The sequence below is a fragment of the Candidatus Methylomirabilota bacterium genome (assembly GCA_035260325.1).
GTDB lineage: Bacteria > Methylomirabilota > Methylomirabilia > Rokubacteriales > CSP1-6 > AR19.
Window position 1 is genome coordinate 1 of the sequence record DATFVL010000256.1, and the last position, 11,501, is coordinate 11,501.

The 11,501-nt window shown below is 71.3% G+C and carries 13 protein-coding genes; 9 read left to right on the forward strand and 4 right to left on the reverse strand.

The features are described from left to right. Window positions 1–193: 193 nt before the first annotated feature. Window positions 194–775, forward strand: coding sequence for a hypothetical protein (locus VKG64_16510; protein ID HKB26639.1), 582 nt, complete (start codon window positions 194–196; stop codon window positions 773–775). A 302-nt stretch (window positions 776–1,077) separates the two neighbouring features. Here the strand turns inward: VKG64_16510 and VKG64_16515 are convergent, their stop codons facing one another. Further along, the gene (locus VKG64_16515; GenBank protein ID HKB26640.1) at window positions 1,078–1,317 is read right to left on the reverse strand and encodes an addiction module protein; all 240 of its coding nucleotides are present in this window, start codon (window positions 1,315–1,317) and stop codon (window positions 1,078–1,080) included. Window positions 1,318–1,429: 112 nt separating this feature from the next. Between VKG64_16515 and VKG64_16520 the strand changes: the two genes are divergently transcribed. From VKG64_16520 to VKG64_16530, 3 genes are read left to right on the forward strand one after another with little or no spacing between them, the layout of a single operon-like run. After that, on the forward strand, window positions 1,430–2,131 hold the full coding sequence (locus tag VKG64_16520; protein HKB26641.1) for an alpha/beta hydrolase-fold protein: 702 nt from the start codon (window positions 1,430–1,432) through the stop codon (window positions 2,129–2,131). Beyond that, window positions 2,128–3,306, forward strand: a complete 1,179-nt coding sequence (locus VKG64_16525; protein ID HKB26642.1) for an amino acid ABC transporter substrate-binding protein — start codon at window positions 2,128–2,130, stop codon at window positions 3,304–3,306. Before VKG64_16520 ends, VKG64_16525 begins: the two co-directional genes overlap by 4 nt. Window positions 3,307–3,314: 8 nt before the next feature. Beyond that, window positions 3,315–3,659, forward strand: coding sequence for a terminase (locus tag VKG64_16530; protein HKB26643.1), 345 nt, complete (start codon window positions 3,315–3,317; stop codon window positions 3,657–3,659). Window positions 3,660–3,674: 15 nt separating this feature from the next. On the opposite strand, the gene VKG64_16535 is transcribed toward VKG64_16530, so the two are convergent. Both VKG64_16535 and VKG64_16540 read right to left on the reverse strand, forming a co-directional pair. Beyond that, window positions 3,675–5,045: a di-heme oxidoredictase family protein gene (locus tag VKG64_16535; protein HKB26644.1), complete on the reverse strand. Its 1,371-nt coding sequence runs from the start codon at window positions 5,043–5,045 to the stop codon at window positions 3,675–3,677. A 204-nt stretch (window positions 5,046–5,249) separates the two neighbouring features. Then, entirely contained in the window at window positions 5,250–6,005 is a 756-nt protein-coding gene (locus tag VKG64_16540) for an N-acyl homoserine lactonase family protein (GenBank protein HKB26645.1), read from the reverse strand. Between the two features lie 107 nt (window positions 6,006–6,112). Between VKG64_16540 and VKG64_16545 the strand changes: the two genes are divergently transcribed. From VKG64_16545 to VKG64_16555, 3 genes are read left to right on the forward strand one after another with little or no spacing between them, the layout of a single operon-like run. Then, window positions 6,113–6,856: a methyltransferase domain-containing protein gene (locus VKG64_16545; GenBank protein HKB26646.1), complete on the forward strand. Its 744-nt coding sequence runs from the start codon at window positions 6,113–6,115 to the stop codon at window positions 6,854–6,856. Window positions 6,857–6,875: 19 nt separating this feature from the next. Then, window positions 6,876–7,208: a carboxymuconolactone decarboxylase family protein gene (locus VKG64_16550; GenBank protein HKB26647.1), complete on the forward strand. Its 333-nt coding sequence runs from the start codon at window positions 6,876–6,878 to the stop codon at window positions 7,206–7,208. Further along, window positions 7,205–8,128 (forward strand): NAD(P)-dependent oxidoreductase, encoded by a 924-nt coding sequence (locus VKG64_16555; protein ID HKB26648.1) that lies wholly within the window; start codon window positions 7,205–7,207, stop codon window positions 8,126–8,128. Before VKG64_16550 ends, VKG64_16555 begins: the two co-directional genes overlap by 4 nt. A gap of 201 nt (window positions 8,129–8,329) precedes the next feature. Here VKG64_16555 and VKG64_16560 read toward each other — a convergent pair whose 3' ends face one another. Further along, a complete protein-coding gene (locus VKG64_16560; GenBank protein HKB26649.1) occupies window positions 8,330–9,376 on the reverse strand; it encodes a C-terminal binding protein in 1,047 nt (348 codons plus the stop codon). Between the two features lie 57 nt (window positions 9,377–9,433). Here VKG64_16560 and VKG64_16565 point away from each other — a divergent pair, with 57 nt between their 5' ends. Continuing rightward, window positions 9,434–10,210 carry a substrate-binding domain-containing protein gene (locus VKG64_16565; GenBank protein ID HKB26650.1) on the forward strand — a complete coding sequence of 259 codons (777 nt, stop codon included), beginning with the start codon at window positions 9,434–9,436 and terminating at the stop codon, window positions 10,208–10,210. An 8-nt stretch (window positions 10,211–10,218) separates the two neighbouring features. Further along, window positions 10,219–11,349: a hypothetical protein gene (locus tag VKG64_16570; protein HKB26651.1), complete on the forward strand. Its 1,131-nt coding sequence runs from the start codon at window positions 10,219–10,221 to the stop codon at window positions 11,347–11,349. Window positions 11,350–11,501 lie beyond the last annotated feature (152 nt).

An 11,501-nucleotide genomic window follows, 5' to 3' on the forward strand; every position in this document is an offset into this window, starting at 1 on the left:
GCAGGACGGGGAAGCCGTAATAGAGGATGCCCCACGAGACCGTCTCGGTGATGCAGAGCGCGGCGACGACGATCCAGCCGTAGTAGAGGCGCGCGGGGGTCACGGACGCCTATTAGCGCACACGCGGACCGCCGCGCGATGCGCTCGTTTCCGGCCCGTCCGTTTCTGGCGCCTTGATGATAGGATCGGGCGCATGCCGACCCCCGTGGACCCGACCGACGTCCTGATGACCGGCGAGAACTCGTTCATCCGCCTGAGCCCCGACGGCGGGAAGACGCAGTCGGACCGCCTGAGCCACTGGCGCGTCCTCTGGTGTCCCGCGGGCAGCGGGCACGCGCTCTTCGTCCAGAGCACGCTCACCGACGGCAAGGTGCGGATCTACGCGGACAACACCGCCGTCGCGCGCTGGCTCCAGCGCACGATCGAGACGCTGCTCTTCCCGGCGTTCGCCGACCCCGACCTGCCGGTCCTCGGCGCCGAGTTCACGCGGAGCGGCGGACCGCACTCGACGGCGGTCGAGATGATCGTCGCGACGTCCGACCGGATCCGGATGACGTGGTGGGACTGCATCGAGCCGTTCGTGCTGACGCTGCCGCCGGGCTTCAACAACCGCCCGATCGGCGTCTTCAGCACTTTCTTCCCGGCGAAGTCGGCGCAGGTGGAGCTGAACGGGCGCGTCGCGACGAGCCGGCCCTGGCCCGAGATGCGCGGCGACCGCCAGGGGTCGAGCGCGTGTCTCGCGTGGTCGGAGACGTGGGTCAAGCCGCGCGGCTAGGAACGCGTCAGCGTCTCCCCGTCCGGCGACGCCAGTAGAACGGGCGTCGGCGACCGTGCGCGATCGCGAGGACTGTGACCCGCGTGTCGCTAAGCTCGTAAATCACGGAGTACGGGAACTTCCGGACTTACAGTCGCCGTCGGGCCGCGTCGAATCGCGGCCAACGCAACGGGTTCGCGGCGATGAGGCGCAGGGCGCGCGCGATCTCACGATCGAAGTCGGCGGCAACGGGTCGGCTGCGGGAGAAGTACCAGCGGTAAGCCTGCTCGTAGTCTCGTGAAGCCTCAGGATGGAAGAGGATGCTAGGTCTTGGCACGGACCCGTTTGCGGACTCGAGCGCGCACCTTTGACCACGGGATCGGACGAACCTCGCCCTCCCGGAGTTGCCGAGCGCGCCGCTCGATCTCCGCAGCCCACGCCGCATCGGCGTGGCGATCTTTTTCTGATTCGAGGCTGACGAGGACCTCTTCTACGAGCCGGACGCGTTCCTGCGCGGGCAACCTGACCGCGGCGCGGACCACGTCGTGCGCCAGGCGAGCCATATGATCACCTCCTTGCCTCGCTCGTCTACAACTACAGAGAGTGTACGGGCGGGGCGGATATAGCGTCAATGTCGTAGAAGAGATACAGCCTCGCGGGGGTATCATGCCCCGTATGTCCGACCTCCTCGAGACGCTCGAGGTCGAGACCGCGCGCGAGCCGGAGGCGTGCGTCATCTGGCTGCACGGCCTCGGCGCCGACGGCCACGACTTCGAGCCGATCGTCCCCGCGCTCGACCTCCCCGAGACGCCGGGGGTCCGCTTCGTGTTCCCGCACGCGCCGCGGCAGCGGGTGACGATCAACGCGGGCATGGTCATGCGCGCCTGGTACGACGTCTACGGCGTCGACGGTGTGCGGCGCGAGGACGAAGCCGGCATCCGCGCCTCGCAGGCGCGCGTCGAGGCGCTCATGGCGCGGGAGAAGGCGCGCGGGATCCCGGCGGCGAAGCTCGTGCTCGCGGGCTTCTCCCAGGGCGGGGCGATGGCGCTCCACACCGGGCTGCGTCATCCCGAGCGGCTCGCGGGGATCATGGCGCTCTCGAGCTATCTGCCGCTCGCGGCCACCCTCGCCGCCGAGGCGCACGCGACGAACCGCGACACGCCGATCTTCATGGCACACGGCGCGCACGACCCGCTGATCCCGCTGGCGCGTGCCGCGCGCTCGCGCGATCTGCTGCACGCGCAGGGTTACCGCGTCGAGTGGCGCGAGTACCCGATGGCGCACGAGGTCTGCGACGCGGAGATCCGTGACCTTTCGGCGTGGCTCCGCGGCGTGCTAGAGTTCGGCGTCATCCCGCCACCCAGGAGGCACCGATGAGAGCTCTCAGCGCGATCCTGCTGCTCACGCTGTCGCTGTGGTCGGCGCCGGCCGCGGCCCAGACCATCAAGCTCGGCGCCGTCGTGCCGCTGACGGGCCGCTATGGCGGAGGCGGCGCCCAGGTGCGCGCGGGTTACGAGCTCGCGGTCGAGCACATCAACGCCGCGGGCGGCGTGAGCGTGGGCGGCAAGAAGCTGCCGCTCGAGCTGGTCCTGCTCGACGACGAGTCGGACGCCACGAAGACCGTGAGCCGGCTCGAGACGCTGGCGGCCCAGGAGGTCCTCGCGTATCTGGGCGGCTTCGGCTCCGATCTCCACGCGGCCGCCGCCTCGGTCGCCGAGAAGAACAAGATCCCGTACCTCGGCGTCGCGTTCGCGCTGAAGAAGATCCACGAGCAGGGCTTCCGCTACCTCTTCTCGCCCTTCTGGAAGTCGCCCGACATCGGCGAGCAGCTCGTTGGCTTCCTCACCGCCCTGTCCGCCCCGCACGTGAAGGCCGTCGCCGTCTTCCAGGAGAAGACGGACTGGGGCGCGGAGATGGCGCGCGCGTGGGCCGCCGCCGCCAAGGGCGCGGGCTACCAGGTCGTCGTGAACGCCGAGTACGCGCCGGGCGCGAAGGACTTCTCCGACATAATCTTGAAATCCAAGGCCGCCGGCGCCGACGCCGTCTTCGGCCTCCCCACGCCGCCCGACGGCATGACCATGGTCAAGCAGATGAAGGAGCTCGGCTACACGCCGAAGCTCTTGTTCCTGATCCGCGCCCCCGATCCGCCGATCTGGTCGAAGAACCTCGCCAAGGACGGTGACTACGTGGTCCTCGCCCCCGGCTGGCACCACGCCGTGAAGGCGCCGGGCGTCAAGGAGCTCAACGAGGCGCACCAGAAGAAGTACGGGCGCCCCGCGGATCCCATCGCGGGCCCGGCCTACGCGTGCGTCCAGATCGTCGCCGGCGCGCTGACCCGCGCCGCCGCGCTCGACCGCGAGAAGCTCCGCGCCGCCATCGCGGCCACCGACATGATGACCGTCCAGGGGCCGGTGAAGTTCCGCGCCGACGGCACCGGCATCGTGCAGTCGGTGTTCGTCCAGTGGATCGGCGGCAAGCAGGAGCTGGTCTGGCCGAAGGAGTCGGCGACGATGCCGGTCGTCTATCCGGCGCCGCCGTTCGAGAAGCGCTAGGCGGCAGGATGCGAGAGCGCTTGCTCGAGTGGCAGTGGAGCGATTACGCCGCGAAGCACCGCACCCGCGCGAATCTCAGGATCCACATGCTCGCGGTGCCGCTCTTCCAGGCGGGAACGGTCCTGCTCGTGTACGGCGCCGTCGCCGTGTCAGGCGCCGCGGCGGCGCTCGCGGTCCTCTGCATGGCCGCGTCGCTCGCGCTCGAGGGCCGCGGCCACCGGCTCGAGCCCGAGACGCCGACGCCCTTCGACGGGCCCGGCGACTTCGTCGCGCGCTACGTCGCCGAGCAGTGGATCACATTCCCGCGCTTCGTCCTGTCGGGCGCGTGGTATCGCGCCCTCCGACGCCCCTGAGCGCTCCGGCCCGCGCTAGAGGGACCGGAGGAAGTTCAGCACGTCCTGCTTCTGCGACTCCCGTAGCGCGTTGAACCGGTCGACCACGCCGTTGGCCTCCGACGCCCCGAATCGCGCGTCGCCGGGGCTCTTGTGGGCGGCGATCGCCTCCAGGAGATCGCGCGTCCGCCCGTCGTGCAGGAAGAAGATCCGCTTGCCGAGGCCCCAGAGCGGCGCCGTCCTGAACTCGTCGCCCTCGGCCTGGCCCTGGAGGACGTCGTCGGCGAGGCCCGGCCCCATGCGGTGGAGCAGGAGGTCGGAGAAGAGGCGCACCGGCAGATTGCTCAGCGCCGCGACCATCGAGGGGCCCGTCTGGAGGGCCGGCGTGTGGCACCCCGCGCAGCCGACCGCCCCGAAAAGCGAGCGACCGCGCGCGATCGACTGGGCGCCGCCGGGGGTGTCGTGCGACGGCTGCGGCGCGGCCAGGAACCGCATGAACAACGCGAACTTCTCGACGTCGCTCACCACCTCCGTCAGGCTCGTCGCGTCCATGTTCGTCACGTCGTTGGGCGTGGGCCTGAACTGGCAGGCCACGGTCTCGTCGCGCTCGGTCTGGAACAGCTCGTTGGTGATGCCCTGCTCGACGTTGTAGGCCTCGCCCGAGAACAGCAGGAGCGACTTGTTCTGCGCCTTCCAGCCGAAGCGCGCGATCGTCCCATCGTTGCCGTTCCGGTTGGGATCGCCGGAGAGGATCCGGTGCGGACGGCCGTGGATCCCGAGCAGCGTCTTCTGGTCGGCGTTCATGTCACGGTTCGCGAGGATCACGCGGTCGGGCACCTGCTCGATGAGCCCGGCGCCGAACGTCGGCGTCGGAATGCGGAAGATGACGTTGCCGGCCGCGAGCTGGCCCTCGAAGTCGTCCTGCCGAATGTGGCAGCCGGCGGCGTTGGCCGTCCCATCGTTCCGGCCGCTGATGACGAACAGGGCGTGGACGCCGCCGTCGCGCGCGCCGTCGGGCGCGTACTTGAAGCGCGCTTCGCGCACCGGTCCGTTCGCGGTGATGAACGACGGCACGACGTTGCGCGCGCCGAAGGCGGTCGCGACCGCTACCTGGGGATTCACGAAGGGGCTGGTCCCGCCCGTGACCGGCTGCGCGTGGCACCCGGCGCAGCTGTCGAGGTTGAAGCGCGGGCCGAGCCCGTCGGCCAGGGCGTCGACTTCCTCGAAGGCGTCCTTGCTCACGGCGAAGAACGCCTGCTGGTTGGCCGTCAGGCCCTCCAGCATGCCGCCGGCGCCGTCCGGCCCGCCGCGAACTCCGGGATCCCGCGCGAAGAACTGGGCCGGCGCCGCGGCCGCCGCCAGCAGTACCAGGCCCGCGATCGTCACGAGCACTTTGAGCTTCGTCATGAGGGCGCTCCACCAACGCGTGAGTCCGCTCCCAGGCGAGCGAGAGAGCCGTACCCGCGCGATTCCGGCGCAAGCGGTGTGCCAGCGCCCGAGGACTCGGGCGTCCAGGAAATCCGCGGCTCTACACGCGACGGTAGGAGGCCAGAATGACCCCGCGATGACGAGGATCGTCAGTGGGCCGACGGCGAGGCCCGCGGGCGTCGGTCAGGCGATCTTGATGATGCCGGGCTCGACCGCCTTGAAGCGCTCGGCGACCTCCGGGTCGTGGCCGGCGACGATCAGCCGCTCGGCGCCCGCGAGCTCGTGGATCGTCTCGAAGGCCGTGAGCATCTCGGGGAGGCTCGTGAGGATCTGGACGGGCTGGCGCTTCTCCACGTTGCGGTAGAAGTGCGAGGCGTCGGAGGTGAGGACCACCGTGCCGCGGGCGGTCTCGACGGTGACGATCTGGAGCCCGGCGGTATGGCCGCCGACGCGGTGAACGCGGAGCCCGGGCGCGACCTCGCGGTCGCCGTCGACGATGCGGATGCGGTTCCCGTAGTTCAGCGTCACGAGCCGCGCCAGCGACTCGACGTTCGCCGACTGCCGGAACGCGGGCGTGCGGCCGAACGGCCCCGTCCAGAACGCGACCTCGTCCCGCTGGATCCAGAACTCGGCGCCGGGGAAGAGGCTGTGGCCGGCCCAGTGGTCGTAGTGGAGGTGGGTGATGAGCGCCAGGGGCACGTCGCCCGGCTGGACGCCCGCGCGCTCCACCATCGCCGCCGGGCTCACGTAGTTCCGGATCCCGCGCGCCCGCGCGTCGTCGTCGAGGAATCCGGTGTCCACGAGGATCGGGTGCGGGCCGCCGAGGATCAGCCAGACGAAGTAGTCGAGGGTGATCTGGGCGTGCGACGCCTCGCGGTAGAAGAACTGGCAGGCCGCCGTGTCCCGCTCGCCGTACTTGAGCGCATAGACTTCGTACATGGGTCACCTCACTGGCGCCCGAGTGTACTCCAGAACCGTCGCGGTGCGACGTTGCCCGCGGCGCGCGCGTGGGCTACAGTCAGCGACGCGGAGGAGCGAGCGGGGCGATGACGCAGCTCTACGACGAGATCGGCGCCGGCTACGGCACGCTGCGCCGTCCGGATCCGCGGATCGCGACGGCGATCCTGCGCGCCCTGGACCGCGCCGAGACGGTCGTGAACGTCGGCGCCGGCGCGGGCTCCTACGAGCCGTCGGACCGGTCCGTCGTCGCGGTGGAACCGTCCCTGACGATGATCCGCCAGCGGCGGACCGGGAGCGCGCGCGTCGTCCGGGCGTCCGCGCTCGAGCTGCCGTTTCGGGACGACGCCTTCGCGGCCGCCCTCGCCATCCTCACGGTGCACCACTGGCCGGACCGCGCGCGCGGCCTCGGCGAGCTCGCGCGCGTCGGGCGCGGACGCGCGGTGATCGTCACGTGGGACCCCGCGACCTCGGGCTTCTGGCTCGTGGAGGACTACTTTCCCGAGATCGTCGAGCTCGATCGCCCGATCTTCCCGACCCTCGAGGAGTTCGGGCGCGCCCTGGGCCCGATCGAGGTCCGCACCCTGCCGATCCCCCACGACTGCGTCGACGGCTTCCTCGGCGCCTACTGGCGGCGCCCGCGCGCCTACCTGGACGCGCGCGTCCGCGGCGCGATCTCGACGTTCTCGAAGATCCGCACGCTGGAGCCGGGCCTTGCGCGGCTCCGCCGCGATCTGGAGGACGGCACGTGGGAGCGCCGGCACGGCGACCTTCTCGGCCGCGCCGAGCTCGATCTCGGCTACCGTCTCGTCATCGCGAAAGCGTCTTCGTGACCCACGAAAGGAGAGAGCCTTGAGCACCCCTCGAACCGCATCGTCCGCCCGCAGCGAGGTCCGGCAGGTCGCGCCGAAGCTCATCGAGCTGAGCGAGACGGTCCTGTACGGCGACGTCTGGGAGCGCCCCGGGCTGTCCAAGCGCGACCGGAGCCTCATCACCGTCGCGGCGCTGACCGCGATGTACCGCGGCGACCAGCTCCCCGGTCACCTCGAGCGCGCGCTCGCCAACGGCGTGACGCGTGCCGAGATCGGCGAGGTCATCACGCACCTGGCCTTCTACGCGGGCTGGCCCGCGGCGATGACCGCCGGTCGGATCGCGCGAAAGGTCTTCGACGAGGTGAAGCCATGAAGATCGGGTTCATCGGCCTCGGCACCATGGGACGCCACATGGCGTCCAACGTGATGAAGGCGGGCCACGAGCTGGTGGTCCACGACGTGCGCCGCGAGGCGGCCGAACCCCACGTGAAGGCCGGCGCGCGCTGGGCCGACACGCCGCGCGGCGTGGCGGAGGCGACGGAGATCGTGTTCACGTCGCTCCCGGGCCCGCCCGAGGTGGAGGCGGTGGCGCTCGGCGAGAAGGGGCTCCTGCCGGGGCTCGCGGCGGGCAAGGTCTACTTCGACCTCTCGACGAACGCGCCCGCGCTCGTGCGCCGGATCCACCAGGTGTTCGGGGCGCGGGGGATCCACATGCTCGACGCGCCGGTGAGCGGCGGCCCGCGCGGAGCCGAGACGCGCAAGCTCGCCCTCTGGGTCGGGGGTGACGAGGCGATCTTCAAGCGCTGCAAGCCGGTGCTCGACGCGATCGGCGACCAGCCCTACTACGTCGGCCCGATCGGCGCGGGCTCGATCGCGAAGCTCGTCCACAACTGCGCGGGCTACGTCGTGCAGACCGCGCTCGCCGAGGTCTTCACGCTCGGCGTCAAGGCGGGGGTCGAGCCGCTCGCCCTGTGGAAGGCGGTGCGTCAGGGCGCGGGCGGGCGGCGGCGCACGTTCGACGGTCTCGCCGAGCAATTCCTGCCCGCGAAGTTCGAGCCGCCGTCGTTCGCGCTGCGCCTCGCGCACAAGGACGTGACGCTCGCGACCGCGCTCGGCCGCGAGCACCGGGTCCCCATGCGGCTCGCGAACGTCACGCTCGAGGAGCTGACCGAGGCGCTCAACCGCGGCTGGGGCGAGCGCGACTCGCGCGTCGCGATGCTCCTGCAGGAGGAGCGTGCGGGCGTCGAGATCCGCGTGCCCGAGGCCGCGATCCGTCAGGCGCTCGAGCTCTAGACGCCCGGGAGGAATTCGCCGCGAGCGGGAGGGATCCGCCGCGTGCGGGAGGGGGTCGCCGGGACCCGTTCCCGCCACGCGGCAGCGAACTCCACGCGCGGGGATGGAGCCCAGCCGCCCACGGGCAACGGACGCGTGCCGCGTGGTCACGGCGATCCCCTCTCGTACGCGGTGAGATCCCTACCGTGGACGCGGAGAAGACTACGCGCCCGGGCCGCGCTCCATGGAGTAGGGCTGCCAGCGCCGGAGCCCTGACTTCTCGAGGACCGAGGGGTTGACGCAGCTCCGCGGCCACCGGCCGCTCAGCACCAGCGCGAGCTCGCGGCCCACGCGGCGCTTGCGCTCGGGATCGAAGCGGGCGGAGGCCGACGCCACGTGGGGCGTGAGGATGACGTTGTCCATGCGCAGCAGCGGGTTGGTCGGGGCCGCCGGCTCCTCCTCGAGCACGTCGAGCCCGGCGCCGGCGATCCAGCCCTCCTGCAGGGCCTTGACGAGCGCCCGCTCGTCCACCGTGGGGCCGCGCCCCGTGTTGATGAAGAGCGCCTCGGGCTTCATGAGTCGGAAATCCTCCTCGCCCAGCATGTGGTGGGCGTCGGCGGTCGAGGGCGCGTGCATGGAGACGATGTCGGCGCGCTTCAGCAGGTCGGCCAGGCCCACCGGCTCCACGCCGTACTGGGTCATGACGAGCTCCTCGACGTACGGGTCGTAGGCGATGACGCGCAGGCCGAAAGCCTGCGCGCGGACCGTGACGGCCCGGGCCACGTGGCCGAAGGCGATCAGGCCGAGGGTCTGGCCGAGGAGGCGCGGGAAGTGGTGGAGCAGCGGCCGGCCGTCCTTCCAGCGCCCCTCCCGGACCCACTTGTCCATCGTCGTCAGCCGGCGGTAGGTGGCGAGGATCAGCATGAGCGCGTGGTCGGCGACCTCCTCGATGAAGGTGTCGGGGACATTCGTCACAGGGATCCCCCGCGCGGTCGCCGCGGCGACGTCCACCGAGTCCACGCCGACGCTACCCAGCGAGATCGCCTTGCACCGCTCGAGGCCGTCGATGATGCGCTTGGTGATCGGGCGCCCCTTCGCGTAGACCGCGTCGGCGTCGCGCGCGGCCTTTGCGAAGTCCTCGTCGGTCTTGGCGTCGATCTCGACGATCTCGGCGCCGAGTGGGGTGAGGGCTTCCATCTCGAAGGTGTAACCCGCGCCCGGCGTGGTGTAGCTTGCCCCGGCCGGTGTGACGATCTTGAACTTGGCCACGGCTGTCCTCCTTCGGGCTTCCGGCAGCGAATGTCCCAGACTATACTCTCGCTCGGCATGAACCGCGCGGGCCGAATCGCCTGGACGTTCGCCGTGGTGTGCCTGGCGGCCCTCGCCCTGCCGGCGGGCCGGACGGACGCTGTGGAGCTCAAAGTACTGAGCGCCGGCGCTGTGAGGGCGGTCGTGGAGGAGCTCGCCGAGGCGTTCCGTCGGGAGACCGGCCACACCGTCGTATTCGCGTTCGACACCGCGGGAGCGCTGCGCCGGCGGGCGCCCGCGGAGCCGGCCGACGTCGTGATCGTGACCGACGCCGTGATCGACGAGCTCGCGGGGCGGGGCGTCGTCGTTCCCGGCACGCGGACTGACCTCGCGCGCGTCGGCATCGGCGTCGGGGTGAGGCGGGGCGCCCCGCTGCCCGACATCTCGACGCCCGAGGCCCTCAAGCGGACGCTCCTCGCCGCGAAGTCGTTCGTCTACATGGACCCGGGCAAGGGCGCGACGAGCGGCATCCACTTCGCGGGCGTCCTCGAGCGCCTGGGCATCGCCTCCGCGGTGAAGGACAAGGCGCTCCTCTGGCCCGCCGGCGCCTCGGCGGAGGCGGTCGCCGACGGCCGGGCCGAGCTGTGCGTGCAGCAGATGAGCGAGATCCTGGTCGTTCCGGGCGTCACGCTCGTCGGCCCGCTGCCGAAGGAACTGCAGAAGATCACGACGTACTCGGGCGGGCTCGCCGCGCGGAGCACGGCGCCCGACACGGCCCGCGCGCTGCTCGCCTTCCTCGCGCGTCCCGCGTTCAAGGCGAAGTTCGCCGCCGCCGGGCTCGACTACCGGGAGTAGCCGGGCGGATGACATCGGCGGCTGGCGCGAGCGCGCGTGGGCTGAAGCCGGTCGGCTGGTTCGACTGTCCCGGCGGCGGGCAGGTGGTCGTGGACGGCCGCGTCGCCTACGTCGCCCACATGAAGGCGCCCCACGGCACGACGCTCGTGGATGTGAGCGACCCGGCCGCGCCGCGGCGGCTCGCCGCGCTCGAGCTGCCGCCCGGCACGCATTCCCACAAGGTGCGCGCGCAGAACGGCGTCATGCTCGTGAACCGCGAAGCCCAGCCCGCTCACCCGGTCCCCTCGGGCTTCGGCGGCGGGCTCGTGATCTACGACGTCTCGAACCCGAGCCGGCCGCGCGAGATCACGTTCTGGCGCTGCGGCGGCTCGGGCGTCCACCGGTTCACCTTCGACGGCCGCTACGCGTATATCTCCCCGGAGATGGATGGGTACGTCGGCAACATCGTCATGATCCTCGACCTCGCGGACCCGGGCCGGCCCGAGGAGGTCGGACGCTGGTGGATGCCGGGGCAGTGGGTCGGCGGCGGCGAGACGCCATCGTGGACGGGGCGACAGCACCGCTGTCACCACCCGATCCGCCTCGGCGACAGGCTCTACGTGAGCTACTGGCACGGCGGCTTCGTGATCCTCGACATCGAGGACATGGCGAAGCCGCGCTTCGTCTCCGGGCTCGACTGGAGCCCGCCGTTCATCACGCCGACCCACACGACGCTCCCGGTGCCGTTCCCGCTCCACGGCCGGCGCATCCTGCTCGTCGCCGACGAGGACGTCGCGAAGCTCGCGCAGGGTCCGCCCTCGTTCCTGTGGGTCGTGGACATCACCGACGAGCGGCGGCCGGTCCCGTTCGCGAGCTTTCAGGTGGCGGACGTGGACGGCACGCCGCAGCCGGAGTACACGGGTTGCCACCAGCCCTGCGAGCGGATCACCGGGACGGAGATCCCCGTGGCCTGGTTCGCTCACGGCCTCCGGATCGTGGACATCGCCGCGCCGCACGCCCCGCGCGAGGTCGCCCACTTCCTGCCCGAGGTCCCCGCGGGCTGCACCCGCGTCTGCAGCAACGACGTCTTCGTGGACGAGCGCGGGCTCATCTACCTGATCGACCGGGGGCGCGGCCTCCACATCCTCGAGCGCGCCTGACGCCGGCCGTCACGCCACCAACCCTGCAAGGAGGCCAGCCATGGTCGGAAGCGAGACCTACCAGAAGGGCCGCGAGCTGCGGCGCCAGCTCCTGGGCGACGCCTACGTGGAGCGCATGAACCAGACCGCCTACGCGGATCCCGTCATGAAGA

Bases quoted from the DNA above. Each gene is read 5' to 3' on its own strand.
- VKG64_16510 (HKB26639.1), top strand. From the start codon at position 194: ATGCCGACCCCCGTGGACCCGACCGACGTCCTGATGACCGGCGAGAAC.
- VKG64_16515 (HKB26640.1), bottom strand. From the start codon at position 1,317: ATGGCTCGCCTGGCGCACGACGTGGTCCGCGCCGCGGTCAGGTTGCCC.
- VKG64_16520 (HKB26641.1), top strand. From the start codon at position 1,430: ATGTCCGACCTCCTCGAGACGCTCGAGGTCGAGACCGCGCGCGAGCCG.
- VKG64_16525 (HKB26642.1), top strand. From the start codon at position 2,128: ATGAGAGCTCTCAGCGCGATCCTGCTGCTCACGCTGTCGCTGTGGTCG.
- VKG64_16530 (HKB26643.1), top strand. From the start codon at position 3,315: ATGCGAGAGCGCTTGCTCGAGTGGCAGTGGAGCGATTACGCCGCGAAG.
- VKG64_16535 (HKB26644.1), bottom strand. From the start codon at position 5,045: ATGACGAAGCTCAAAGTGCTCGTGACGATCGCGGGCCTGGTACTGCTG.
- VKG64_16540 (HKB26645.1), bottom strand. From the start codon at position 6,005: ATGTACGAAGTCTATGCGCTCAAGTACGGCGAGCGGGACACGGCGGCC.
- VKG64_16545 (HKB26646.1), top strand. From the start codon at position 6,113: ATGACGCAGCTCTACGACGAGATCGGCGCCGGCTACGGCACGCTGCGC.
- VKG64_16555 (HKB26648.1), top strand. From the start codon at position 7,205: ATGAAGATCGGGTTCATCGGCCTCGGCACCATGGGACGCCACATGGCG.
- VKG64_16565 (HKB26650.1), top strand. From the start codon at position 9,434: ATGAACCGCGCGGGCCGAATCGCCTGGACGTTCGCCGTGGTGTGCCTG.
- VKG64_16570 (HKB26651.1), top strand. From the start codon at position 10,219: ATGACATCGGCGGCTGGCGCGAGCGCGCGTGGGCTGAAGCCGGTCGGC.